Origin of the sequence: Dyella subtropica (assembly GCF_026283965.1) — a bacterium.
Taxonomy (GTDB): domain Bacteria; phylum Pseudomonadota; class Gammaproteobacteria; order Xanthomonadales; family Rhodanobacteraceae; genus Dyella_D; species Dyella_D subtropica.
On the sequence record NZ_JAPDPD010000026.1, the window covers coordinates 40731 to 63365 of the forward strand.

Consider the following 22635-nt stretch of genomic DNA (forward strand, 5'->3'; position numbering starts at 1 on the left):
TCAGGGCATCCCTGGACTCGCCGCGCTCAAATACCCATCATCCGCGTCTTTCAAAGCCGTTTGACGAGCATACGATGTCACTGACAGTGGATTGGATCGCCGCCCACGCACTGGTGCTGTGGGCGACCCTGTTGCTGCTGGCCTTGCTGGTCGGCGACTCGGCCTGGCGGCGCAGCGCACAGTTGCGCGTCGCCGCCCTCGCCGGTCACCGCGAAGCGGCGGTGATGCGGTGGCGCACCGGCGTCGTGTTGATAGCGGTCATGGCGGTATTGTTTGGCAGCATCGCGTTTGCTGTCGGCGTGGGCGCCCCCGGTGCACTGGCTGGCTTCGACAGCTCACTGGCCGAGCAGCTTCGCGCTCAGCTGCCGCTGCCAGCCTTACGCATCATCGCCATGCTTACCGTGCTTGGTGGCACGGCATGGGTCGCATCCGCCGCCACGCTGGTGCTGCTGGCTCTGTTGCTGTGCAGGCAGTGGGCGTTGGCGTGCGTGTGGGCCACGGCGCAGCTTGGCATCATGCCGCTCACCTATGAGATCAAGGCGCTGGTCGAACGCCCGCGCCCATGGCATGACCATGGCTTTATCACGGAAGCGGGCTGGAGTTTCCCCAGCGGCCATGCGCTTGGCTCCATGGTGTTCTACGGCATGCTGGCCTATGTCATGTTGCGCTTGCTGCCCATGCGATGGCATCGCGCCGTCATCGCCGCCACCGTGTTGCTGGTCGGCATGATCGGCATCAGCCGCATCCTGCTGCAGGTGCATTACTTCAGCGACGTTATCGCCGGCTATGCCTGCGGTCTGATCTGGTTATTGCTGTGCATCGGCGCAGCCGAAGGGATTCGGCTGCGCCGTGCCTGACAACTTCGCGCCATGACGCTCTGCGCTGCCCACAGAGCGGGCGCCTACCGTTGGTGTTTAGCATCGAGCCAGGGTGCGAGCGAAACCGACCAGATGTTTTCGCTCGCATTGTCCCAGGATTGCATACGTGCCAGATCGCGTTCGGCCTGCTCGCGTGTGCGTGGATAGCTCACCCGCGTCGAGCGGGTGCTGCTGAAGTAGAGCGTGCGGTGATCGGGGCCCAAATGAGCGCCCCACGGTCCGTTGATATTGATCTTGTCGCCCAAGTCGATCGGCTCGCCCCAACCTTCTCCCTGGCGAAACGCTATGTAGAGATGGTCAGGCCCGTCCTTGCCCGCGAAGTTCGCGTCGAACACGATAAATGACTCGTCGGGCGCGATGGCCGGATCGAGCTTATGCGCCGAGGGGTTGCCCAGCGATACCGGCACCGGCGGCAAATAAGTCCCGTCGCGATACTGCGCGCGATAAAGCCGAAAATCGTCGTCTTCACCCGGCTTCTGGAAATAAACACTGCCATCCGCCGCGACGCTGGGTGCGTAGGTGCGCGTGCTTTGATTGACCGTATCCGGCAGCCGCACTGGCGTGCCCCAGCCGTCGCCCTTGCGATCCACTCGCCACAGGTGCCCGCCCGAACCACGCTGCACCTTGCCATTGGCCATCACGGCATCCAGTGGCTTGCCGCCTTCGACGTCCGGCCGGTTCGAACTGAACACGAGGAAGGAGCCGTCCGGCGCCATCGCCGGATCGTGATCCAACCATTGCCCGGAGAACGACGCGATCTGCGGCGTCGACCAGGTATCGCCCACCTTGTGGGATTCCAGGATCACCGCATTCGGCCAATTGATGCGATCGAACAGCACGGTACGGCCATCCGGGGAGAACGCCGTCGAATCCTCGTTCGCCGGGCCGGAGATGACACCCGGCGCAAAGATCTCAGGCGTGGGCGATGAAACCGCCTGGGCGTGAGCAAGCGGCGTGGCGCCACAGAACAAAACCGAAACCAGCAACGTCCCTACGACATGCTTCATGGATCAGCCTCGATGTAAGTTGGACGGCAGAGGGGATGCGAATGGATACGCCGCCCGCGCAAAACCAGCGCGTGCATGAAGTCATGCATCGCCGCCATCGCGCCGCCTCATGGCATCATGACGGGCCACTATCACTAGCCCATCACGCTGGCCCACCACGATGCCTATCGACGATCTGTTCGCCGCTCCGCCGGCCGGCCACGACGGCACTCCGCACATCCGCGTCGGCATCGGCGGCTGGAACTACGCGCCCTGGCGCAAGAACTTCTATCCCGACGGCCTGCCGCAACGCCGCGAGCTGGAATACGCCAGCCAGCACCTGCGTGCCATCGAGATCAACGGCACCTACTACGGTGCACAGAAAGCCGAAACCTACGCACGCTGGGCGGCCGAAACACCAGCCAGCTTCGTGTTCTCGCTCAAGGCACCGCGCTATGTCACCGAAGGCAAGCGGCTAGCGACCACCGGTAAAGGCGTCAGCGGCTTCGTGCACGGCGGCCTAGCCGAGATGGGCGATCGGCTAGGCCCGATCCTGTGGCAGCTGCCGCCGTCACGCCCCTTCGATGCCGACGATCTCGCAGCCTTCCTCGACTTGTTGCCGCGCGAATTGAATGGACGTCCGTTGCGGCACGTGCTGGAAGTGCGGCATCCCAGCTTTCTCAGCGAGAGCTATGTGGCGCTGGTACGTCCGCATGGCATTCCCACCGTATTTACGGACTCTCCCGATTACCCTTCGCTGGCCGATCTCACGGGCAACTTCAGCTATGCACGCCTGATGCGCAGCGAGGACGGCGTCGCCACGGGGTATGCCGCGGAAGCGCTCGACCAATGGGCCGATCGCGCACGGCAGTGGTCCGCGGGCGGAGACGTGGTGGAGTTGCCGCATGTGGCGGCGCCACTCGCTACCGGTGCGCCGCGCGATGTGTTCGTGTTCTTCATCAGTGCGGCCAAGCATCGAAACCCGGCGGCGGCGATGGCGTTGCAGCAGCGGGTGAATGCGAAGGACTGAAGGTGTGGATTAGGCGACGCACTTTTTTGCTCGTCATTCCGGCCTGGGCCGGAATGACGAGTGGTAGCCGCGTTGAACCGAGCACCCGCCCCTCACCCCACCCCTCTCCCCGAAAGGGAGAGGGAGCTAAGGCATTACGCACTGATGAGCTCTTCACGCACCCGCGCCGCGATCTCGAACGAGCGCTTGCGCGCCTCGTGATCGAACACGTTCGCTGTGATCATCAGCTCATCCGGGCGATGCCGTTCGATGAACGCAGCCAGCCCCTCGCGCACGGTGCCGGCGTCGCCCACCACCGCGCAGGCTAGCGCGCGCTCCACACCAAACTTCTCGGTAGGCGTCCAATACGTCTCGATATCGTCGATGGGTGGCGGGATCAAGCCGGGCTGGCCGCGGCGCAGGTTGATGAAGCTCTGCTGCTGGGTGGTGAACAAACGCCTCGCTTCGCCATCGCTTTCCGCAGCGACCACGTTCACACCAAGCATCGCGTGCGGCTGGTCCAACCGCGCGGAAGGCTTGAAGTCGCGGCGGTAGAGCGCGAGCGCCTCATCCATCGCATCCGGTGCAAAGTGCGAAGCAAACGCGAACGGCAGACCGAGTGCCGCCGACAGGCGCGCACTGAACAGGCTGGAGCCGAGCAGCCACACCGGCACGTCCACACCAGCACCCGGCACCGCGCGCACAGGCTGGCCCGGCGCCGCAGGCTCGAAGTACGCCAGCAGCTCAAGCACATCATCGGGGAAGGTCTCGGCGCCATCGTAATAGCGTCGTAGCGCGCGGGCCGTCGCCTGGTCAGTACCCGGCGCGCGACCCAGCCCCAGATCGATGCGCCCGGGATAGAGCGATGCCAACGTGCCGAACTGCTCGGCCACCTGCAGCGGCGCGTGATTGGGCAGCATGATGCCGCCTGCACCGACACGGATGGTGGAGGTGCCACCCGCTACATGACCGATCAACACGGCCGTGGCCGCGCTGGCGATGCCCGGCATGTTGTGATGCTCGGCCAGCCAATAGCGGCGGTAGCCCAGACGTTCGGCCAGTCGCGCCAGGTCCAGGCTGTTGGCGAATGCCTGCGTCGGCGTGCTGCCCTGGGTAACCGGTGCGAGATCGAGTACAGAAAACGGAATCATGCGACGTCCTCAGTGACGAAGCCTTCGATCTGGGGGCATGCCCAGCCCCTGCCAAGTCGTTCGCGGAAAACCTCCGGCATCACCGTCAAACGTGCCGTATTTGGCAACCTTGAGAAGGCTCCAGGGCCTGTCGCCGGACACCTCTACATTTTCCGCTTACCCTGCCGATAACCCTTTGGGGAGACCGTGTCCGCGCGGTCATGGGGATAGCACAGACAATGAATTGGCTATGGCGACAATTTTTCGCCAGCCGGCCCACGCCGGAGCGACGTCCGCGCGCGGTCATGCACAGCCTGCCGGAAGCTCAGACGCCCCGGGCAGCGAACGCGGCCGAGCCTCAGCTCGAGCACCTGGCGGAACGCTATCAGCGTTTCATGCTGGGCCTTCCCGATGCGGCGAGTAGCGCGCCCCATCCCGGCGAACTGGGGTTGTTGCGGCGCCTGCAAATGGTCAGCGAACGCTTCGACGTGCGCGGCTTGCCGCGCCTGCCCGCCGTGCTGCCTCAACTGCTGCACGCGCTGAAAAACGACAATGTTGCCGGCGCCGAACTGGCCCGACTGGTCGGACGCGACCCGATGCTGGTGGGCGAAGTGATGCGGGTGAGTCGTAGCATCTACTACCGCACCTTGCATTCCATCCAGAGCTTGCAACACGCCGTAGTGCTGCTTGGCCAGGACGGGCTGCGGCGCGTGGCCACCCAGCACATGATGAAACCCATTCTCCAGGCCAGTGCCGGCGCGCGCGGCCTGGTGGCAGGGCAGCGCCTGTGGGATCACGCGGAGCGCTGCGCGCATGCCAGTGCCTTCCTCGGCAAGTACGCCGGCTGCGATCTGTTCGAGGCATATCTGGCAGGCATCGTTTGCAACACCGGCACCGGCGCCATGATCCACTTGCTGGACATGGAAGAAGTGACCTCGCCCGAACTCCTCAGCGCGGCATTTCTCGATGGCTGCGAGCAGCTCGCCGCGCGGCTCACCCTGCGGGCCGCCAAACATTGGGAGTTGCCACCGAACGTGATCCAGGCACTGTCGGAGTACGCACAGACCGATGCACAAGCGGCCCTTTCGCCGCTAGGCAAGACGCTGCACGCCGCCCATGTCCTGGCGATGGCACAGTTGCTCAGCGACCACCGCGTGATCGATGGTTGCCCCGACCTCAGCCAGGCCTGGCCCGAACGTTTCGCACCTGCCCAAGTGGCGCGTTGCCAGCAGGATTTGCAGCATCAGTTCGACAACGCAAGCGCATCCCGCTACTCGGCATAGAGCCCCTGTAGGAGCCCACCCTGTGGGCGACCTTGCCTCATCAGCACTTCGCCCCCCTATCGCGCACAGGGTTCGCTCCTACCCGCTGGCCTCGGGATGGCGTGCCAGCCACGCGGCCAGTTCGACTTTGTAGCGCTCCAGCGCTTCTTCGTAGAGGTCGTAGATGCAGGGCACGCAGCCCTCGCCGCAGCAGTCCGCGGCATCCGGCTCGATCGGACGTACTGGCCGTGGATCGCTGGAAGGTGCAGCCGCACCTTCCAGCTTCGTACTGTCGTTCTCGTCTACCAAAACGTCAGCCCGTTTGCAGATCAGCCCGGCTTGCGGAAGCGATACGCAAACTGGTCGGTGTGACCGCGTATCGACTTATCGAACACCTTGATGTTGTGTGGATCGGCCGGATTGCGCAGCACGCTGCTCTCGCCATCGAATACGAAGCCTGCAGCCTCCACTTCCTTCTTCACGATAGCCGGATCGATGCGATGCAGCGTATCCGTGTCGCGCAAGCCTGAGCCCGCCTCGGCGACGTGATCGATGATGACGTACAGGCCACCGGGGCGGAGCGCCGCGAACACCTGTTTATTGAGCACCGCTGGATCTACCTTGCCCATGAACTTGTCCGGGTAGTCGTGGTAATTCTGCGAGGTGAACACCACGTCCACTTGCTGCGGCACGCTCAACTGATTGGCCGGCTGGATCAGCACACTGACATTGGCGTAATGCGGCTGCGCCACCAGCGCCTTCGAACCGGCCACGTCAGACTCGGACTCCTTGGCATATTCGTTCGGCCATACCGCGTAAACCTGGCCCCTCGGCCCCACGATGGCGCTGAACACACGCGTGAAATAACCACTGCCTGGGATCAACTCCAACACCTTCTGCCCCGGCTTCACTTCGGCGAACGCCATCACGTCGGCAACCTTGCGCCGCGCGTCGTTGGCGACATCATCCTTGCGCGCGGGGTCGTTGACGGCAGCGGTCACATAGGGCGCTGGCGATGCGCCTGGCGCGGGAGACGGCTGGGCCAACGTGGCGGCGGGAAGCGCAAGGGCAATCAGCACTGCAAGAACGGTCGCACGCATAACGGACTCCGTTGCTGGTGGGTGGGAGCGGCATTGTGCGCCCAAAATCGGCATCCGGCGGCATGACCTTGGACATCCCGAATCCGGACCGTGCAATGACCCGGATTCGGTGTTACGCGACCTACTTGTTTCTGGGTGCCGGCGGTGGCGGTGCATTCCGCACCGGGATGTTCTGGAAGGACTGACGTTGCATAGCGCCGTTATCCACCGTCCCCAGATTGCATTTCGCGGTGGCCATGTTCTGGTCGCCCTTACAGGCCTGAGCGTCCAGCGATGCCAGCGCCGCCATGTACTCTTCCTTGGACAGGCGGTGATCGTGGTTCTGATCGTACTGATCGAAGTGCGCGCGCAGGTCGTTCAACGACTTTGGCACTTCGGAACGGCTGATGAAGCCATCGTGGTTGGTATCCACGTCCTCGAACGCCAGCGAAGGCTTGGATTCCGCCTTTGGCGCTTCCGCCTTGGCCGCTGCATCCTGCGCCGTGACGCCCCCTGCCCATGCCGTTGCCAACAACAACGCAGCGGCCATCCCTACAACGGATTTATACCTTTCCATGTACTCCCCTCTTCGATTGGACCAATGAACCCAATCTGCTAGCGAAGCGTTGTAATTCAGTCGAGGGTGGGCCGCAAGGGTCCTCCGGCAGCGTTTGACAAAGACGTCTAGCCCACCAACACCCAGCTGTACAACGTCTGATATTCCCCGCGCCCCACCACGCTATGGATCAGTGCCAACCGATCCACCCGCCAATGCACGGGCTCGATGGGCGTGGTTTCCAGCATGCCGCCGCGACTGTAGGCTACGGTGACATGCGGTGTGAACGTGCGCTCCATATGCCCGCCCTGCCCGGCCCGGATCAGGGCCTCGCGCAGGCGCTGCCATAACTGCGGCATGGGTTCGGGCACGATCGAGCCGCGCAGCACGCAGGGCGGCTCGCGGCCATGGAAGCTGGCGGCGAAGTCCAGCACCCAGTCGAACGGCACGGCGCGCAGTGCATCACCGGCGACTTTGGCGGCCTCGACGATGTCCTGACGCAGCATCGGATGGTCGCCCAGAAAGTGCAGTGTGGCGTGGTAGCGCGCTGGATCGATCCAGCGTGCGCGCAGGGACGCCTGCTGGGCTTTCAAGGCAACGGCCGCCTGCTGCAATTGCGCGCGGGTCGCATCGTCCGGCATCAATGCAAAGAACAGGCGGTGCAACTCGACCGGCGCAGCATGATCGCCGCCGAGCAGGTCAAGCTGTGGAGAGTCGCTGGGGGAGCGTCGTGCGGTCATCATCAAACGGGTAAATCCATCTCGGCTTAACCGGCTGGAGACTACGCTTCCTTCCACCCGACGGCCATGCCGACATGCGGAAAGGCAGAGCAGGCTTGCGCAAGGACAAGTTAGCAGAGCCTGCCGGAAGTGAGCCACCGACCTGGCAATGAACCAACCACCCGGTTCCGCCCATTAACAACTAGGTCACGCAGTCGTTACAGCCACGGGAAAAAGATGTTGCCGTGAAAGTGGTCGTAAAAGTCGCCGTATAACCAATCGCGCCCCGCCAGCCGGCGCAGCCGTACGCGAGGTATGCCACACCGAAACGGTGGGAGGCCGCCATGAAAACCCGTTGCATCTTCAGCACCAACGACCTCGATGCCGCGCGCGTCGCCATGCAGGCCGCACGCGATGCCGGCGTCGACGATTACGACATCTCGCTGGTCGCCCGCGATGACATCGAGCTGGAGAAGATTCCCGATCACCTGATGACGGGCCGCACCGACTTTGCGCCCTCCGCCATCCGCGGCGTGGCCTGTGGTGGCGGCACCGGGTTGCTGCTCGGTCTCGTCGCCGTCGCCATTCCACCGCTGGGCGTGACCCTGGCCGGCGCGGGTGCCATCGCCCTTGCCGGCGCCGCCGTGGGCTGCTGGACGGGGGCACTGATCGGCTCCGAGGTGCCCGACATCATCCACCGCAAATTCAAAGGCGAACTCGACGCCGGACACATCCTCGTCGTCATCGACGCCAGCAAGGACAAACTCGAACGCGCCGAACCCGCCGTCGCGCGCACCGGGGCCACCATGCTGCCGTTCCACGCGCACACCGTGCTGACCTGATCGATGGCTCCAGCCGCCACCCGTCGATCAATCGGCGGCGGCGCTCTCTGCAACGAGATAGCGCTTATCGCGCAGCGTTTTTTGCGCCAGCACCAGGGCCACCACTGAACACACAGCGATACCCGCCACCATCGGGCGCGCCGTACTGTCGATGAAGCGTCCGATCACCGCAATCACACAGGCGCCGGTGACGAACTGCATGGTGCCCAGTAAGGCAGATGCCGTACCGGCGATCTTGCCGTGCTCTTCCAATGCGAGCACAGCCGAGCTCGGAATGACCAGGCCAAGAAAGCCATAGCCGACGAACAGCAAGGCCATCAACACGCCAAGCTGGTTGATACCCGCCAGATTGAGCAGCAACAACGCCACCATGGTCACCGCATATCCGACGACGGCGGTGCGAACCAACCGTGACAAGCCATAGCGCGCGCCGAGCTTGCCGGTGAATTGCGCGGCACCGATGAAGGACACGGCGTTGATCGAAAACGCCACGCTATAGAGCGTCGGCGACAAGCCATAGTGATCGATCAACACAAAGGATGAATTCGCCAGGTAAGCAAAGAAGCTGGCCACGCCGAAGGAGCAGATGAACACCAGGCCCAGGTAATGACGATCCTTCAGCAAGGTGACATAGGCATCCAGCGCTGTGCGTACATTGCTGGCGACACGCATTTCACGCGGGCGCGTTTCCTTCAACACCGTCGACGCCAGAATCACACCGAACACCGCCGCGCCCGTCACCGTCCAGAAAATTCCGCGCCAGCTCGCCAAGCGGATCACCAGACTGCCGGTCAGCGGCGCGAGAATCGGCGACACGCTGAACACCAGCATCAGCAGCGACATCAATCGCGCCGCGTCGTGCCCGGTGTGCATATCGCGCACGATCGCACGTGGCACCACCATGCCGGCACAGGCGCCCAGACCCTGCACAAAACGGAACGCGATCAGGGTGTGGATATCCGGTGCCAGCGCACAACCCACGCTGCCCAGCGCGAACACCACAAGGCCAAAATAGATCGGCGGCTTGCGCCCCACCATGTCGGACAGCGGTCCATACACCAACTGCCCGATGCCCAGCGAAATGAAGAACGCCATCAGGCTCATCTGCACCATATCCACATCGGTATGCAGACTCTCTTTGATGGTGGGCAGCGCCGGCAGATACATGTCGATCGCAAACGGCCCAATCGCCGAAAGCAGACCAAGAACGAGCGCCGCCCCTAAAAGCCGGGATGTCATGAGTGAATGTCCTTAGATTGCGAAAGCCGAAACGGGGGGATGCCGACCGGCTCGGCCGAACATCCACAGGCGCTACATGCACGGGGGATTCGGCGGGAGGCGTGAATTATTAAACTAACAAGTATGAAAATACAAGTATTCCCGCCCCATGGCCCACCGCCGTAGGAGCGCACCCTGTGCGCGACAAACCGGCAGGACTGCCGGTTTGCACGGCGTAAGCCGCCCGTAGGGCTGGGGCCATGGATGGCCCGAGTGAAACGGCCCGCAAGGGCCGCGCTCCGCGCAACATCAGCCCTGCTGCGCAGGGCCTTCGCGCACAGGGTGCGCTCCTACCAACCGCTCAACAGGTATGGAGAACTCAACCGCGCAAGGGGGAATGGCTGACCAGCGCCGTCCGAATCTCGCGCAACTTCGCCTTGAGCTTCGCCGCGTTTTCCGGCCCCATGCGCAATAGCAGCTTCTGCCCGGCCGATAGCGATTGCAGCGACGGATCCGCAAACAGGTAGTAAGTATCGGTGCGCACCAGCTCCACCGGCGCGCTCACTTGAGGCGTCGCCAGCATGTTGTCGATCGCGGCCACCAGACGATCGTTGAAATACCCATGCGGATAGCCGAGATCGCGATACGCCTGCTGAAACAGCGGGTAGTAACGCACATACCAAGCCACCGCCTTGCCGGCATCCACCTGCTCCACCACACGCATGTAGGGCGCATAGCGTTCGGCGTTGCGTTGCGCCAACGTCGCGCGGCCGTCGGCCGGGTTCACGGCGAACGCACCCTGCGGGGTATGCAGCGGCAGAATGTGCGTTGCCACGCCTCGGCTCGGCAACGCATCCACGGTGGCCACGATGCGCGGGATGATCTGTTCGCGCAGCAACAATCCCGCCAGACCATCGCCACCGAGTTGCGTCAATGCGTCGGCCACGGTGGCATCGCTGCCCTCGAGCGAAGGCAGCGGCGCTGTGGAAGCGGGCGCAGGCGCGGCCTCGCTGATCGGATGCTGGATGACGGACGATGATGTGGACGGCGCTGCTGTCGTCGATACCAGCGTGGGCGCGGGCGGCTGCTCTACGCCGTGCAAACCCTTGCGCCAAATAAAGACACCCGCGGCGACCGCCGCGGCCACTACGATCACCGCCACCATCCATGGACCGAACGAAGACTGCCGACTTTTCACTGCACCATCCTCACGCCTTGCCAGTCTCTTTATGACTGGAGCTTGCCCGGATGGTTCACGTCCATGCAGTAAAACCCTAAGTGCTGATGGTGCAGCAAGCGCTACTCCCGCCTACTTGCCGGGATCGTCTGCGGGATTCACGAAGTGAATATCCGTCGGACCGACTTCGTTGATCTGCACGGTGACGCCATGCACGGTGCTCGTCTCGTGGGGCATCTTCGCCGGCATCGAGAAGAAGCCGCCCGGGCCCAGCGTCCGAGTGCCTTTCTCGGTGCGCAGCGTCAGGTCGCCCTCCAGCACCGTGACCTGCTCTTCCATCGAGTGCCAGTGCATCGGCAGCTTGTAGCCTGCAGGGTTCTTCACGCGGATTACCACGACACCCGGCTTGTCCGGATCGCCCAGCAATACCGTCCACTGCGAACCTTTGCTGCCACCCATCGGCGAAGGCGCCCATTGCAGTTCACCCTCCTCCAGCATGACCTGGGATCCAGGCGCCGTGGCCATTTTAGGCACCGGCATACCGGTTTTATCGACACTGCCTGGCGAAGCCGCGTGCAGCGCAAGCGGCAGCAACCCCATCAACAACATCACAGGCATCTTGGTCATGACGTACTCCGGTACCGCGTAAATGGTGCGATACAACGCCGAACAAACCAGACTGACCGAACCTACGCCGGCGACATGGGCGTTTCAGCTAGCCAAAGGGTGTAGGAGAAGTCAGCCGATTAGGCGCAGGCATTGATTTCATGTTCGATAGCTTCCGCGACGACATCATTCAGGCTTACACCTTTCGCTGCCGCCAACTCCGCTGCTCGCAAATGTAGCTCGGGGGAAATACGCGCGTTGAACTTACCCGAGAAGGACTTCATCGGCTCGATGCCATTCTCTGCACACACGTCCAAAAAGACACGCAGCGACTTGGCGCCCTCGGTATGCAGGCCCTTGACTGTGGATGCATAGAAGTCCGCGCCACCGTTGAGGCCCAGGAACTCGCCGCGAAACATCTCCATGTCCGGGTCGAACGTGATGACGGCGCGATAGTTGTTGATGGTCATGATGTTGATCATGGTTTGACTCCATTGCTTTCTAGCCATTTGCGAACACTTGCCACCGCTCCCTTATCGGTATCGGGGGCTGGGTGTGGCCGGTGATACACCTGCACCTGACCGAACAGCACCACCGCGATGCGCGAACCCTCGCGCTCGGTGATGGTGGCGCCCAGCTCCACAAACAGCGCCTCGATATCGCGCCACTGGATATTGCCCGACACCGGTCGGGCATAGATGGCCTCTAAGGTCTTGGCGTGCTTTCGCTTCATGGCCGCATAGTACCAGTTTTTAGTACCACGCAATCCAATCAGGCGCAGCGGATCCTGCTGCTGATCTTCTGCCTCCTGGTTACTGGCGAATATAGCCAGCGCAAGGTAGTAATCTGACCTCGCCGCCTCCCCCTTTCGGCTGCGGCATCCCCGTTGTCCCCATCGTTGCGTTCGCCCAGGAGGAAGAACATGGCTTTCTCTGCACGTGTCGAAAGCAGTGCCATTTCGAGTATCAACGTCACACCGCTGGTCGATGTACTGCTGGTGCTATTGATCATCTTCATGATCACGGCCCCAGTGATTACGCACAAAACGAAGATCGATCTGCCGCAACCCGGAAAGGCGGTCGTGGACACCTCCGAACCTATTCGGTTGACTATCCAATCGGACGGCTCGCTGTATTGGAACGACACCCCAGTAGACGAAGCGCAACTGAAAACCCAGCTGACTATTGCCGGGCAACAAGCCGTCCCGCCAAGCCTGAGTATCGACGCTGCGGATGGCGCAGCTTACGAGGCGGTGGCCCGGGTGCTCGCCGACGCGAAGATGCAGGGCCTGACCCGGATCGACTTCGCAGCCAGCCACTGATGCCCTAGTTTTCGGCTCCGCAACACACTGAAGGGGCGCCGCCCCTTCAGTACTTTCTGCACTCGGCGTTCACGCGACAAAGGCAGGAAGTCTGCGAGCCTCCGCGACCCGATCCACCACCACATGCATGTCGAATCCGGGCAGCCCCGTTCGTCGCACTGCTGGGAGCGCCCCAATCGCCGCCTGACCATGCGGACTGCCGGCGATCTGTCCAGATAGGCCCGACACAACGAGGAAACACGCGATGACTACCCGATTCCAGCGCATCACCCCCTTCCTGTGGTTCGCCGACGAGGCCGAGGAAGCCGCGAAGTTCTATGTCTCCATTTTCGAGAACTCGAAAATCACCACCACCACCCGCTACGGCAAGGAAGCCGCGCAGGCGACCGGCAGGCCGGAAGGGTCGGCCATGACGGTCGGCTTCCAGCTCGACGGACAGGACTTCACCGCGTTGAACGGCGGCCCGGTTTTCAAGTTCAACGAAGCCATGTCGCTGGTGGTCCACTGCCGTTCCCAAGCGGAAGTGGATCGCTACTGGAAACAACTTTCAGAAGGCGGCGATGAGCGTTCGCAGCAATGCGGCTGGCTGAAGGATCGCTACGGCGTGTCCTGGCAGGTGGTGCCGGACCAGATGATCGAGCTGCTGAGCCACCCCGACCGGACCAAGGCGCAGAAAGCCATGGCGGCACTCATGCAGATGAAGAAGATCGATCTGCACGCGCTGCAACAAGCCGCGGCCTGATGTGGCGGCGCACCGCTACGGCTATGCCGTACGGTGCGTCGTGATCAGCCCTCATCGGCCGGCAGCGTGGATCAGCGCACGTGCACCCAGTGCACGTAGATGCCATTCGCCTTGTCTTCCGCGCGAAAGCCTTCGCGCCCCTCCACCACGGTGCCCCATAGGCAGCGCAGACCGGCGGGCGTGAGCCGATCGATTCGCACAGGCTCGTTATCGGGAATAGGGAAATCCGTTTCGAGTACCAGCGCCTGATCACGCTCCCACACCAGCATGGCCGGCCTGCCACCGCCAGCGCCCCAGCCGATGTGAATCTGTACGCTCTGCGGCGAAAACGTGCCGCGATTGTCCAGCGTCCAGCTTTCGGACCGGTGCAGCAGCGCCTTCAGGTCCGGATCAGTCCAATCGACAGTATTGGCCGACCATTTCGATGGCGGTTTAAAAAAGGGCATTAAGGTACCCGTCAGGCAGGTGCCGCGGGCAACATTCCCATGCGGCGGTTGGTGGTCGATCACATGATCTACGCCGGATTGTGCAGACCTCGCGAACACCACGGCTGAATGAGCCAGCTCGATCAGGCAGGACATCGCGCTGAGGGGGCTCCGCAAACAGCAGCCTTAACCCCTCTATCAACTCATCTACACGCCCCTCGGCGCAGTCTCCCGATGTTGCACCTGGCAACCCTTATCGGAGATAGCCATGAGTACGGCACACCAACCACGCACACGCATGCTCGGCGCGCTGGCCCTCGCGCTGGCGATCAGCGGCCTGGCCATGGCGCAATACAACCAACCGCCGGCGGCGGCACGCGACCAAGACACCACAGGAACCATGCCGCGCCAACAAGGCATGGAAAACATGCGCACCAACGTGCAAGGCATGCACACCATGCCAGCAACGGTCTCGGCCACCGACCCCAAGACCGGCATCGTCGACGTCACGGCTGGCGGCATGGCGCTCAAGGTGCATTTCCCGCCTGCGGCCATGGCCAGCCTGAAGGCGGGTGACAAGATCGTCCTGCACTTAGGCTTCAGCAAACCCTGAGATGCCGTCACGGCGATAGCGGGGCGGTATGCTCTACGGTGAATCACAACGCCTCGTTCCAGACAGCCAGCTACGTCAGCAGCATGTCAGCGCACGTGCACCCAGTGCACATACGCCCCGCTCTCCCGGTCTTCCGTGCGATACCCTTCGCGCCCTTCCACCACCACGCCCCACACGCTGCGCACGCTTTCCCCAAGATGCTTGTCCACGCGCACATGTTCGCCCTGGGGAAGGGGAAAATCGGTGACCAGCACCATGGCCTGATCGTGCTCCCACACCAGCGTGGCATGCTTGCCCGTCGACGCACCCCAGCCGATATGGATCTGCACGCCCTGCGGTGTGTAGGTGCCACGGCTATCGATCTTCCAATCCTCGCTCTTCTTCAGCAACGACTCCAGGTGCGGGTCGCTCCAGTCGACGCGGTTGCTTGACCATCTGGTGTGCGGCTTGTGCATGAGAGGCGGGCGGTATCCGGCAGCGGCGCTATGAGTTGCGCGCATGGGTCGTCCTGGCGGATGGGGGGTTATCGAGCCAGGACGGTTTGCGCGCTTACTCGTTTATCGGCCGCCCCTGGAATTACTGAAGGGGCGGCGATAAGGATGACCCTCACCAGGAAGTCTTGCGTGCAGGGATCAGGGTTCGCTCACGCGCACGACGACCTTGCCGAAGTTCTTGCCGGCCAACAGACCGATCAATGCCTGGGGCGCCTGTTCGAGGCCATCGACAAACTCTTCGCGAAGCGTCACCTTGCCCTGAGCCACCCAGCCGCTCATGTCGCGCAGGAAGCTTTCGAAGCCGGTGGCGAAGTGGTCAAGGATGATGAAGCCCTCGACGCGGATGCGCCGAATCAGGATTTGCGTCAGCAGGTGCGGAACCAAGTTGGGGCCTTGCGGCAACTGGGTATCGTTGTAGTAGGCGATCAAGCCGCACACCGGTACGCGCGCGCCGATGTTGAGCAGCGGCAGCACGGTTTCGAAAACCGCGCCACCGACATTTTCGAAATAGACGTCAATACCATTCGGGCACGCAGCGGCCAACTGCTGCGCAAAGTCAGGCGCACGATGATCGATACATGCGTCGAACCCCAGCGTCTCGACGACGTAGCGGCATTTGTCCGCGCCACCGGCAATACCCATCGCGCGTGCACCCTTGAGCTTGGCGATCTGTCCCACTACCGAGCCCACAGCACCACTGGCGGAGGCTACGACCACCGTTTCGCCTGCCTTGGGCTGCCCGATATTCAGCAAGCCGTGATAGGCCGTGAAACCGGGCATGCCCAGCACGCTGAGCGCAAGCGACGGTTGGTTGATACGGCTATCGAGGAGACTCAAATCACTGCCGTCGGACAGTGCGTAGGCCTGCCAGCCGGTAAAGCCGCTCACCAGGTCGCCGGCGTTGAACGACGGATGCCTGGAAGCCTCCACCCGGCTCACCGTGCCACCCATCATGACTTCGCCCAGGCCGAGCGGTGGCGCATACGAGGGAGCGTCGCTCATCCGTCCGCGCATGTAAGGATCCAGCGAGAGGTAAATCGTGCGCAGCAATACATGCCCGGCAGGCAGCTCGGGCACCTCATGCTTTTCGATGCGGAAATCTTCCGGCTTGGGGGCACCCACAGGGCGCGCATTCAACACGATCTGGCGGTTTTGTACTTGCGACATGGCCGTTCCTTCGAGTGATGGTTAGAGGCTGGCGTAGAAGTCGAAGTGAGCATGATGCGTCCATGCGACAGTAGACCAGTCGTCTATGAAAAGGACAAAAGAAAGGGGTCGATGCAGGCCACTTCAACGCGACCTGGCGGGACCTGATGGCCTTCCGATGCGCGCGGTTTTGCTTTGGCTCTTGCCCCTCCTGTGCAGCGATGAAGGCTGGACGATCAGGCCCCGCAGGGGGACCGCCATGGATGGCGGTTCCTTTTCGACAACATCGAAGCGATACGCCACTGCCCCCCCGGCCTGCACCGGGGTGACGAAGTAGAAACGTTATCGCGAGCACCCGCTCCTCACCTCAGTCCTCTCCCCCGTACACAAATCGGTAACCGGGGGAGACGAGGCAGGGGTAAACACCTTGAAAGGGGTGGCTCTCAAGCCTTCTTGAGAAAACAAACCTTCAGCACAAGACCCTTGATCTTGTCCGAGCTGCCTTCGATGTGCTCCGCGTCACCATCCACCAGGCGGATGTTGCGGATCACGGTGCCCTGCTTGAGCGGGATGGAGGAACCCTTCACCTTCAGATCCTTGATCACCACGACCGAGTCGCCGCTATGCAGGACGTTGCCGTTGACGTCGCGCACCACCGTGCCCTCGTCCGTCGTCGCCGCGGCAACCATCGGCCACTCATGACCGCAATCCGCACAGACGTAGTTGTCGCCGTCGGGATAGGTGTTTTCCATGCCGCACTGCGGGCACGCGGGGATATCGGACATCGATGGAACCTATTGGGATAAGCGGATCGCCGATTATAGCGACCCGTTTCGTGACGGGCTTGGCTACCATCGCCATCCCACTCCTTCCTTGTCGACGATGACCGAATCAGCCAATGAGCGTCCGTGGTGTCTTTACTTGATCGAGTGCCGCGATGGCTCGTTCTATGCGGGCATCACCAACGATCTGGCCGCCCGCTACGAAGCACACGTCGCGGGTCGCGGCGCCCGCTATACACGCTCGCATCCGCCATTGCGGCTGATCGGTTCCCGGCCATATGAAAACCGTGCCGCTGCGTCGCGCGCGGAATGGGAGATCAAGCAGCTGCCGAAGCAGCGGAAGGTGGCCTATCTAGAGAAAGGGGATGCGTAAGAGGCGGTGGCTCGAGCACCCGCCCCCTCACCCTGCCCTCTCCTCGCTCCTCCACGCGGGGAGAGCACAAGGATGTGCTCGGCTCTGAGGAGCGAGGAAAGCCGGGGCCATCCATGGCCCCTCCCCGCGTGCCCCGACGGGGAGAGGGTTCAAGCAAAAGTTCAGCGCATGATGCCGGTGTGGCCCAGCGAGAAGCGCCCAGGTTGCGGCCACACAGCAAGCCCATGCGGCTCGGCGCCTACCTTGATCTTGCGCACGGCGCCCGTGGTGGTGTCGAAGGCATAGACCAGATCGTCGTAGCGGCCCGATAGCCATAGCGTCTTGCCATCGGCACTGACGTTGCCCATGTCCGGACTGCCGCCGCCGGGGATCGGCCAGTTGGCGACGACCGTGCGCGAGGCGAAGTCGATCACCGACACACTGCCCTTGTTCACGCCCTTCTTGTTGCCGCGGCTCTCGCCATGCACGTGGTTGGAACCGCGATTGGCCACATACAGCTTGGTGCCATCGCGGCTGGGATACAGGCCGTGCGTGCCAATGCCGGTCTTGATGAAGCCGATCTTGGTGAAGCTGGCACCATCCACCACGTAGACACCGTCCGCCATCATGTCGGCCACGTAGAAAATCTTGCCGTCTGGGGATACGCGGATGTCCTGCGGCATGCCCTTCTTCTCGAGCTCGAGATAGCCCAGCACTTTGCGGTTGACCATATCGATCTTGACCAGCTTGCCGCCGAACTCGCAGGTGAAGATGGCGTACGTGCCGTCGATGGCGAAGTCAGCGTGGTTGATGCCCTTGCACTCCGGCGCCTGCAGGCTCGAGTGCAATTGCATGGTGTGCGCATCGCGGAAATCGAGCCGCGCGTGCGCCTCAGCCACCACAATCGCCTCCTTGCCATCAGGCGTGAAGTACATGTTGTATGGATCGTCGACTTCGATCGCCTTGCCCGGCTTACCGGTCTTCGGATCGATCGGCGTCAGGCTGCCATCCGACTTGCCCTCGGCATTGTTTGTGACCCACAAGGTCTTCAGATCCCACGAAGGCACCACGTGCTGCGGGCTGCGCCCCACCGGGAACGTATCCACCACTTTGTACGTCGCCGGATCGATCACCGACACCGCGTTGGAACGCAGATTGGGCACGTAGATGCGCTCAAGCGCCCCATTCGTCGCGGGGCTGAAATTGTTGAGCCGTGCTTCGCTGTACATGTTGTCCGGGTTCAACACGGCAGGCATGCCGGGCACCGTCTTGATGGCGGGCGACGCTGCCAGCGCGGCACCGGTGAAGCAAAGTCCTGCCAACGCGGCACTCGCCAGGGAAGCAAGCCGCGGCGTGCAACGGGATGATGAAATCATGGGGAATTCCGTTCTCGAAAATTTGGGGGTGAAATCTAAGGGCTGCGGGAAATCAGCGGCCAGCCGTGTCTTTGCGGATCGCATCCACGGTCTGCGCAACGATAGCATCGATGCCCGCCTGCCCAAGCGCCGCACTGGAGCGACGCGGATCGCCGCCATACACGCCGTCCGCGGCACCTAGTTTCGGCCCAGCCTTGAGCCGATCCAGCCGGACCATTTGCGGAGCCACCGCAAGCTGCAATGACGTATCCGCCAGGCCCGCATGCGTGCCGATCTCATCGTCGCGGAAGCCGCGCTGCCGCAGCAGCTGCGCGTATCCATCCGAACTGGCCTGGTAATACTCGGGCGGCGCAAGCGCATGAACGGGCTTGCCGCCCCATGTCTTGTTGAGCTGCGCCACCACGTGCTTCACGTCGTTCTGGTAACCGCCATGGTCGCCGAGAAACACCACGTTCTTGAAGCCATGCACCGCGAAACTCTGCGCGGCCGACGTCAATATCTGCTCAAAGGCGGCATCGGGAATGGTGATGGTGCCGGGAAACTTCATATGGCTTTGCGGCGGCGCATAAGCGCCTTCCGGCACGTAGGCCATCACCGGAGCGACCAACGCATTGCCAAGCTGCCCGGCGATCTTCTGCGCCAGCCAGGCCGCGCGGGCGTTGTGCTTGCCCACCGCGATGCCAGGGCCGCTCTGCTCGGTGCCGCCGATGGGAATGATGATGGTGGTCTTGCCGGCCTGGACCTGGTCGCGCACCTCGGTCCAAGTAAGTTCTTCCAGCAACACGGTCTTGGGCGCCTGCGCAAAACCTGCCTGCGTGGCGACAAGCAGAAGGGCGAACGCGAAAGCTCGCCGTAGCGGGTGAATCATCTCGATAAGCTCGCAGGAATAAGTTGCTGATCGTTGGCGGAGAGGGGTTTCTTCGCCGTGAAGGCAGACATCCTACTCAACGATGCCAGCTTCGTGCATGCCCGAAACATGAACATCACGCCACACAGCCCTAGCCCCTCCCGTTGCAAGCAAGGGAGGGAGTGGTTGTCGCAACCCGTGCTCTTTGCCCCTCTCCCTGCTTGCGACGCAAAGCTAGTCCCGTGGAACAGGGGAGGCCGGGAGGGGGTAAGCCCTTGAGGCAACGGCGCAAACTTGCGGGGCTCACCCCCACCCCAGCCCTCCCCTGCTACGACCGAAGTAGTCCCTGTGGGACACGCAAGGGAGGGAGCAAGTTGTCGCAACGTGTGTCGTGGTAGGGCACCCAAGTGGCCTCACACGTCGCCCCCCAAGTGGCTCTTCCCCCTATTCCGAATCAGGCGCACCCTCCACCCGCCCTTTCACCGAGCATGCCCCCATGAGCCAGCCCATCTCCGCCACACGCCGAAAGGTCCTGCTAGATGGACTGACCTGCGCCAGCGCCATGAGTCTCTTGCCCATCGCCAGTGTCCTGGCGTCCACCGTCCCCCAAACACCCTCGGAGAACTGGGCCCCACCTGGCGCCACGCCGCCGACGGGCGATATCCACGACTTCGATTTCTTCGTCGGCCGCTGGAATTTCGTCAACCGGCGCCTGAAGAAGCGCTGGGTCGGCAGCAACGACTGGGAAACCTTTCCCGCCTCGCTCGTTTGCGAAAGCCGCCTGGGCGGCGTGGTGAATATCGACGACGGCATCTTCCCCACCAAGGGCTGGTCAGGGATGACCGTGCGCGTCTTCGATCGCGCGAAACGCCAATGGTCCCTCTACTGGATCAACAGCAGCACCGGCGTGCTGTTTCCGCCGGTCGTAGGTGGGTTCACTGGTGACCATGGCGTGTTCTACGGCGACGACACGGACGACGGCCGGCCGGTCAAGGTCCGGTTCCTGTGGACCCGGCTGGGGCCGGATGCGGCGCATTGGGAGCAGGCGTTTTCCCAGGATGGCGGCAAGCATTGGGAGACCAACTGGTTTATCGAGCACACCCGCGCCAAAAGCTAGAACTCCATCGCCAATCGGGACTAGGCGGATGATGAAGACGGGCCCTAACATCCGCGGATGGCCAAACATGCCGGCTCCGTGTTCTCCGTGGATGTGACTGGTCTCGACGCAGGACCGGGTCAGCCTGCCTATGCTCGCATTTGCGAGCGCATCCGCACGGCCATTGCCAGCGGCGCGCTTGCGCTGAATGCCCGCCTGCCTTCCAGCCGTACCCTCGCGAAAGATCTCGGCGTGGCGAGAAACACGGTCGATTGGGCGCTGGGGCAGCTGGTTGCCGATGGCTATATCATCCGGCGGCGCGGTGCCGGCAGTTTCGTGGCCCCGCGCCTTCCCGAACGCGATGCGTTGCCGCGAGCCCCTAAGCGCATCGCCGCCACCCAACCCATCGAAGCCGAACGACGTTTATCCCAGCGCGCGAAAGCCCTGCAAAGCTACCCCGGCCACTACCAGCCGGCCACGGCCATTCCATTCACGCCGTCGCTTCCACCCATCGATCTGTTCCCGCGAGACGTGTGGAATCGCCTGCTGATGCGCGAGGCCAGCCGCTCTGGCAACGACTACTGGGCCTACGGCGCCAGCAACGGACTGCCCGCCCTGCGTGAAGCCATCGCTGCGCACGCGTCTGCGATGCGCGCCACCTGCTGCTCGCCCGAACAAGTCATCGTGGTCACCAGCACGCAGCAAGCCGTCGAACTCGCCGGCAAGGCACTCGCCGATCCGGGCGACCGTGCCTGGGTGGAGACGCCGGGCTACCAACCCGTACAACACTGCCTGCGGGCGGCCGGGCTGCAGGTCGTGCACGTGCCGGTCGACAAGCACGGTCTGGACGTAAACGCCGGCCGACAGCGGGAGCCGCATGCGCGCCTGGCCTACGTCACACCAGCGCATCAATACCCCATGGGCTACGAGATGTCGCTCGCGCGCCGGAGAGCGCTGCTCGACTGGGCACAGCAAGAAGACAGCTACATCATCGAAGACGACTACGACGGCGACTACCGCTACGAAGGCCGCCCCATAGCGTCGCTGCAGGCCATGGACGGAAGCGGTCGCGTCATCTACATCGGCAGCTTCAACAAGATCCTGTTTCCGGGCCTGCGCATCGCCTACGCCATCGTGCCCGAGCCACTCATCCAGGCCTTCGTCGACGCCAAACACATCGCCGACGGCCACACCGCCTTGCTCACCCAAGGCGTGCTCGCGGCCTTTATCAACGAAGGACACTTGGCGAACCATCTGCGCAAAACCCGCGCCATCTACGACGAACGGCGACGGGCCTTTCTGGAAGAGGCGAAAGCGCTGGCCGAGGTGCTGGATTTCGGACCGGCGACGGCAGGCATGCATGTCACCGCGCTATTCAAGAACGGCTGCACGGATGACCGGGCCGTGGCGGCCGAATGCGCCCGCGCGGGTGTAGATGTCCATCCGCTCTCCAAGTACGGCGCCATGGAACGCGGCGGCCTCGTATTGGGATTCGCGGGAGCCACACGCCACGCCGCGCGATCGGGTCTTGAGATCGTGCGGCGCGCCATGGTCTCAGTCAGCGGCTAGAGCGAAAAGCAGGCCCCACCTACTTGCTGTTGCGCTTCTTTTCCTCTTTGGCTGCCTTCTTTTCCTTCATGGTCTTAGCGGGCTTTTTCTTCTCGCCCTTCTTTGCATCCATACCCTTGCTCATCTTGCTTCTCCCATCGTGGTCGCTGTGCCACCAGTTTGCGCTTTAAGGACCCTCTGGTCTATTCCACGCAGGCGTCACCGCTGCTGTTTGCGCGCAGATCGCCGTTGCGCTGCCGACAGCAGACTGGACGTCTGTCGAGGTAGCGTGACGGTGAGCTGCGCGCAAACAGCAACGGCCCTACTCATGTTTTTATAGATGACAGGGTGATATCCAGAAAGCGCGCTGCCGCTGCCGCGCGGCTTGACCTGACCACCAGTCAGCCGCTTCGCCACGCGGCAGCGGCAGC

28 protein-coding genes are annotated in these 22635 nt (G+C 62.8%); 10 read left to right on the forward strand and 18 right to left on the reverse strand.

The features are described 5' to 3' along the window. The first annotated feature begins 74 nt into the window (after positions 1-74). Entirely contained in the window at positions 75-857 is a 783-nt protein-coding gene (locus OUZ45_RS18770) for a phosphatase PAP2 family protein (protein ID WP_266171846.1), read from the forward strand. Between the two features lie 44 nt (positions 858-901). Here the strand turns inward: OUZ45_RS18770 and OUZ45_RS18775 are convergent, their stop codons facing one another. Beyond that, positions 902-1885 (reverse strand): TolB family protein, encoded by a 984-nt coding sequence (locus tag OUZ45_RS18775; protein WP_266171847.1) that lies wholly within the window; start codon positions 1883-1885, stop codon positions 902-904. A 166-nt stretch (positions 1886-2051) separates the two neighbouring features. On the opposite strand from OUZ45_RS18775, the gene OUZ45_RS18780 reads away from it, so the two are divergent. After that, entirely contained in the window at positions 2052-2894 is an 843-nt protein-coding gene (locus OUZ45_RS18780; RefSeq protein WP_266171874.1) for a DUF72 domain-containing protein, read from the forward strand. A gap of 134 nt (positions 2895-3028) precedes the next feature. On the opposite strand, the gene OUZ45_RS18785 is transcribed toward OUZ45_RS18780, so the two are convergent. After that, complete coding sequence (locus OUZ45_RS18785; protein WP_266171848.1) at positions 3029-4024, reverse strand: LLM class flavin-dependent oxidoreductase; 996 nt, start codon at positions 4022-4024, stop codon at positions 3029-3031. Positions 4025-4242: 218 nt separating this feature from the next. On the opposite strand from OUZ45_RS18785, the gene OUZ45_RS18790 reads away from it, so the two are divergent. Further along, positions 4243-5286, forward strand: a complete 1044-nt coding sequence (locus OUZ45_RS18790) for an HDOD domain-containing protein (RefSeq protein WP_266171849.1) — start codon at positions 4243-4245, stop codon at positions 5284-5286. Positions 5287-5364: 78 nt separating this feature from the next. Here the strand turns inward: OUZ45_RS18790 and OUZ45_RS18795 are convergent, their stop codons facing one another. The 4 genes from OUZ45_RS18795 to thpR all read right to left on the reverse strand — a co-directional run bounded on the left by OUZ45_RS18795 (position 5365) and on the right by thpR (position 7643). After that, positions 5365-5574 carry an oxidoreductase-like domain-containing protein gene (locus tag OUZ45_RS18795; RefSeq protein ID WP_266171850.1) on the reverse strand — a complete coding sequence of 70 codons (210 nt, stop codon included), beginning with the start codon at positions 5572-5574 and terminating at the stop codon, positions 5365-5367. Positions 5575-5594: 20 nt separating this feature from the next. Beyond that, the gene (locus tag OUZ45_RS18800; protein WP_266171851.1) at positions 5595-6365 is read right to left on the reverse strand and encodes a class I SAM-dependent methyltransferase; all 771 of its coding nucleotides are present in this window, start codon (positions 6363-6365) and stop codon (positions 5595-5597) included. Positions 6366-6486: 121 nt separating this feature from the next. Continuing rightward, positions 6487-6921: an EF-hand domain-containing protein gene (locus OUZ45_RS18805; RefSeq protein WP_266171852.1), complete on the reverse strand. Its 435-nt coding sequence runs from the start codon at positions 6919-6921 to the stop codon at positions 6487-6489. Between the two features lie 107 nt (positions 6922-7028). Next, positions 7029-7643, reverse strand: coding sequence for an RNA 2',3'-cyclic phosphodiesterase (gene thpR / locus OUZ45_RS18810; RefSeq protein WP_266171853.1), 615 nt, complete (start codon positions 7641-7643; stop codon positions 7029-7031). Between the two features lie 320 nt (positions 7644-7963). Between thpR and OUZ45_RS18815 the strand changes: the two genes are divergently transcribed. Next, positions 7964-8461: a hypothetical protein gene (locus OUZ45_RS18815; RefSeq protein WP_266171854.1), complete on the forward strand. Its 498-nt coding sequence runs from the start codon at positions 7964-7966 to the stop codon at positions 8459-8461. Positions 8462-8488: 27 nt separating this feature from the next. Here OUZ45_RS18815 and OUZ45_RS18820 read toward each other — a convergent pair whose 3' ends face one another. The 5 genes from OUZ45_RS18820 to OUZ45_RS18840 form a co-directional block, all read right to left on the reverse strand. Continuing rightward, the gene (locus OUZ45_RS18820) at positions 8489-9700 is read right to left on the reverse strand and encodes a multidrug effflux MFS transporter (protein WP_266171855.1); all 1212 of its coding nucleotides are present in this window, start codon (positions 9698-9700) and stop codon (positions 8489-8491) included. A 358-nt stretch (positions 9701-10058) separates the two neighbouring features. After that, the gene (locus OUZ45_RS18825; RefSeq protein ID WP_266171856.1) at positions 10059-10877 is read right to left on the reverse strand and encodes a DUF3014 domain-containing protein; all 819 of its coding nucleotides are present in this window, start codon (positions 10875-10877) and stop codon (positions 10059-10061) included. A gap of 111 nt (positions 10878-10988) precedes the next feature. After that, entirely contained in the window at positions 10989-11483 is a 495-nt protein-coding gene (locus OUZ45_RS18830; protein ID WP_266171858.1) for a cupin domain-containing protein, read from the reverse strand. 119 nt (positions 11484-11602) lie between these two features. Further along, on the reverse strand, positions 11603-11944 hold the full coding sequence (locus OUZ45_RS18835) for a type II toxin-antitoxin system HicB family antitoxin (protein ID WP_266171859.1): 342 nt from the start codon (positions 11942-11944) through the stop codon (positions 11603-11605). After that, a complete protein-coding gene (locus OUZ45_RS18840; protein ID WP_266171860.1) occupies positions 11941-12195 on the reverse strand; it encodes a type II toxin-antitoxin system HicA family toxin in 255 nt (84 codons plus the stop codon). The genes OUZ45_RS18835 and OUZ45_RS18840 overlap by 4 nt, the downstream gene beginning before the upstream one ends. A 189-nt stretch (positions 12196-12384) precedes the next feature. Here OUZ45_RS18840 and OUZ45_RS18845 point away from each other — a divergent pair, with 189 nt between their 5' ends. Both OUZ45_RS18845 and OUZ45_RS18850 read left to right on the forward strand, forming a co-directional pair. Then, a complete protein-coding gene (locus tag OUZ45_RS18845; RefSeq protein WP_266171861.1) occupies positions 12385-12783 on the forward strand; it encodes an ExbD/TolR family protein in 399 nt (132 codons plus the stop codon). Positions 12784-13027: 244 nt separating this feature from the next. Further along, positions 13028-13525: a VOC family protein gene (locus OUZ45_RS18850; RefSeq protein ID WP_266171862.1), complete on the forward strand. Its 498-nt coding sequence runs from the start codon at positions 13028-13030 to the stop codon at positions 13523-13525. Between the two features lie 71 nt (positions 13526-13596). Here the strand turns inward: OUZ45_RS18850 and OUZ45_RS18855 are convergent, their stop codons facing one another. After that, on the reverse strand, positions 13597-14106 hold the full coding sequence (locus OUZ45_RS18855; protein WP_266171863.1) for a hypothetical protein: 510 nt from the start codon (positions 14104-14106) through the stop codon (positions 13597-13599). A gap of 112 nt (positions 14107-14218) precedes the next feature. Between OUZ45_RS18855 and OUZ45_RS18860 the strand changes: the two genes are divergently transcribed. Further along, complete coding sequence (locus OUZ45_RS18860) at positions 14219-14563, forward strand: hypothetical protein (protein WP_266171864.1); 345 nt, start codon at positions 14219-14221, stop codon at positions 14561-14563. Between the two features lie 86 nt (positions 14564-14649). On the opposite strand, the gene OUZ45_RS18865 is transcribed toward OUZ45_RS18860, so the two are convergent. From OUZ45_RS18865 to OUZ45_RS18875, 3 genes are all read right to left on the reverse strand, one after another. Continuing rightward, positions 14650-15063 carry a hypothetical protein gene (locus OUZ45_RS18865; RefSeq protein ID WP_266171865.1) on the reverse strand — a complete coding sequence of 138 codons (414 nt, stop codon included), beginning with the start codon at positions 15061-15063 and terminating at the stop codon, positions 14650-14652. Positions 15064-15195: 132 nt separating this feature from the next. Next, positions 15196-16224: an NADP-dependent oxidoreductase gene (locus tag OUZ45_RS18870; protein WP_266171866.1), complete on the reverse strand. Its 1029-nt coding sequence runs from the start codon at positions 16222-16224 to the stop codon at positions 15196-15198. Positions 16225-16646: 422 nt separating this feature from the next. Then, entirely contained in the window at positions 16647-16988 is a 342-nt protein-coding gene (locus OUZ45_RS18875; RefSeq protein WP_266171867.1) for a zinc ribbon domain-containing protein YjdM, read from the reverse strand. Between the two features lie 97 nt (positions 16989-17085). Between OUZ45_RS18875 and OUZ45_RS18880 the strand changes: the two genes are divergently transcribed. Beyond that, positions 17086-17358 carry a GIY-YIG nuclease family protein gene (locus tag OUZ45_RS18880; RefSeq protein ID WP_266171875.1) on the forward strand — a complete coding sequence of 91 codons (273 nt, stop codon included), beginning with the start codon at positions 17086-17088 and terminating at the stop codon, positions 17356-17358. 161 nt (positions 17359-17519) lie between these two features. Here the strand turns inward: OUZ45_RS18880 and OUZ45_RS18885 are convergent, their stop codons facing one another. Continuing rightward, a complete protein-coding gene (locus OUZ45_RS18885) occupies positions 17520-18713 on the reverse strand; it encodes a YncE family protein (protein ID WP_266171868.1) in 1194 nt (397 codons plus the stop codon). A gap of 52 nt (positions 18714-18765) precedes the next feature. Further along, positions 18766-19581, reverse strand: coding sequence for a creatininase family protein (locus tag OUZ45_RS18890; protein ID WP_266171869.1), 816 nt, complete (start codon positions 19579-19581; stop codon positions 18766-18768). A 475-nt stretch (positions 19582-20056) separates the two neighbouring features. On the opposite strand from OUZ45_RS18890, the gene OUZ45_RS18895 reads away from it, so the two are divergent. Then, on the forward strand, positions 20057-20677 hold the full coding sequence (locus OUZ45_RS18895) for a hypothetical protein (protein ID WP_266171870.1): 621 nt from the start codon (positions 20057-20059) through the stop codon (positions 20675-20677). A 57-nt stretch (positions 20678-20734) separates the two neighbouring features. Then, positions 20735-22225 carry a MocR-like pyridoxine biosynthesis transcription factor PdxR gene (gene pdxR / locus OUZ45_RS18900; RefSeq protein ID WP_266171871.1) on the forward strand — a complete coding sequence of 497 codons (1491 nt, stop codon included), beginning with the start codon at positions 20735-20737 and terminating at the stop codon, positions 22223-22225. A gap of 198 nt (positions 22226-22423) precedes the next feature. On the opposite strand, the gene OUZ45_RS18905 is transcribed toward pdxR, so the two are convergent. Then, positions 22424-22635: hypothetical protein (locus tag OUZ45_RS18905; protein WP_266171872.1), on the reverse strand; the 212-nt coding region annotated here is incomplete at its 5' end.

Excerpts from the sequence above, each read along its gene's own strand:
- OUZ45_RS18890 (WP_266171869.1), bottom strand. The coding sequence starts at position 19,581 with ATGATTCACCCGCTACGGCGAGCTTTCGCGTTCGCCCTTCTGCTTGTC.
- pdxR (WP_266171871.1), top strand. The coding sequence starts at position 20,735 with ATGGCCAAACATGCCGGCTCCGTGTTCTCCGTGGATGTGACTGGTCTC.
- OUZ45_RS18870 (WP_266171866.1), bottom strand. The coding sequence starts at position 16,224 with ATGTCGCAAGTACAAAACCGCCAGATCGTGTTGAATGCGCGCCCTGTG.
- OUZ45_RS18885 (WP_266171868.1), bottom strand. The coding sequence starts at position 18,713 with ATGATTTCATCATCCCGTTGCACGCCGCGGCTTGCTTCCCTGGCGAGT.
- OUZ45_RS18800 (WP_266171851.1), bottom strand. The coding sequence starts at position 6,365 with ATGCGTGCGACCGTTCTTGCAGTGCTGATTGCCCTTGCGCTTCCCGCC.
- OUZ45_RS18820 (WP_266171855.1), bottom strand. The coding sequence starts at position 9,700 with ATGACATCCCGGCTTTTAGGGGCGGCGCTCGTTCTTGGTCTGCTTTCG.
- thpR (WP_266171853.1), bottom strand. The coding sequence starts at position 7,643 with ATGATGACCGCACGACGCTCCCCCAGCGACTCTCCACAGCTTGACCTG.
- OUZ45_RS18835 (WP_266171859.1), bottom strand. The coding sequence starts at position 11,944 with ATGATCAACATCATGACCATCAACAACTATCGCGCCGTCATCACGTTC.
- OUZ45_RS18895 (WP_266171870.1), top strand. The coding sequence starts at position 20,057 with ATGAGCCAGCCCATCTCCGCCACACGCCGAAAGGTCCTGCTAGATGGA.
- OUZ45_RS18880 (WP_266171875.1), top strand. The coding sequence starts at position 17,086 with ATGACCGAATCAGCCAATGAGCGTCCGTGGTGTCTTTACTTGATCGAG.
- OUZ45_RS18865 (WP_266171865.1), bottom strand. The coding sequence starts at position 15,063 with ATGCGCGCAACTCATAGCGCCGCTGCCGGATACCGCCCGCCTCTCATG.
- OUZ45_RS18875 (WP_266171867.1), bottom strand. The coding sequence starts at position 16,988 with ATGTCCGATATCCCCGCGTGCCCGCAGTGCGGCATGGAAAACACCTAT.
- OUZ45_RS18805 (WP_266171852.1), bottom strand. The coding sequence starts at position 6,921 with ATGGAAAGGTATAAATCCGTTGTAGGGATGGCCGCTGCGTTGTTGTTG.
- OUZ45_RS18855 (WP_266171863.1), bottom strand. The coding sequence starts at position 14,106 with ATGTCCTGCCTGATCGAGCTGGCTCATTCAGCCGTGGTGTTCGCGAGG.
- OUZ45_RS18815 (WP_266171854.1), top strand. The coding sequence starts at position 7,964 with ATGAAAACCCGTTGCATCTTCAGCACCAACGACCTCGATGCCGCGCGC.
- OUZ45_RS18790 (WP_266171849.1), top strand. The coding sequence starts at position 4,243 with ATGAATTGGCTATGGCGACAATTTTTCGCCAGCCGGCCCACGCCGGAG.
- OUZ45_RS18860 (WP_266171864.1), top strand. The coding sequence starts at position 14,219 with ATGAGTACGGCACACCAACCACGCACACGCATGCTCGGCGCGCTGGCC.
- OUZ45_RS18840 (WP_266171860.1), bottom strand. The coding sequence starts at position 12,195 with ATGAAGCGAAAGCACGCCAAGACCTTAGAGGCCATCTATGCCCGACCG.
- OUZ45_RS18830 (WP_266171858.1), bottom strand. The coding sequence starts at position 11,483 with ATGACCAAGATGCCTGTGATGTTGTTGATGGGGTTGCTGCCGCTTGCG.
- OUZ45_RS18845 (WP_266171861.1), top strand. The coding sequence starts at position 12,385 with ATGGCTTTCTCTGCACGTGTCGAAAGCAGTGCCATTTCGAGTATCAAC.
- OUZ45_RS18850 (WP_266171862.1), top strand. The coding sequence starts at position 13,028 with ATGACTACCCGATTCCAGCGCATCACCCCCTTCCTGTGGTTCGCCGAC.
- OUZ45_RS18775 (WP_266171847.1), bottom strand. The coding sequence starts at position 1,885 with ATGAAGCATGTCGTAGGGACGTTGCTGGTTTCGGTTTTGTTCTGTGGC.
- OUZ45_RS18770 (WP_266171846.1), top strand. The coding sequence starts at position 75 with ATGTCACTGACAGTGGATTGGATCGCCGCCCACGCACTGGTGCTGTGG.
- OUZ45_RS18785 (WP_266171848.1), bottom strand. The coding sequence starts at position 4,024 with ATGATTCCGTTTTCTGTACTCGATCTCGCACCGGTTACCCAGGGCAGC.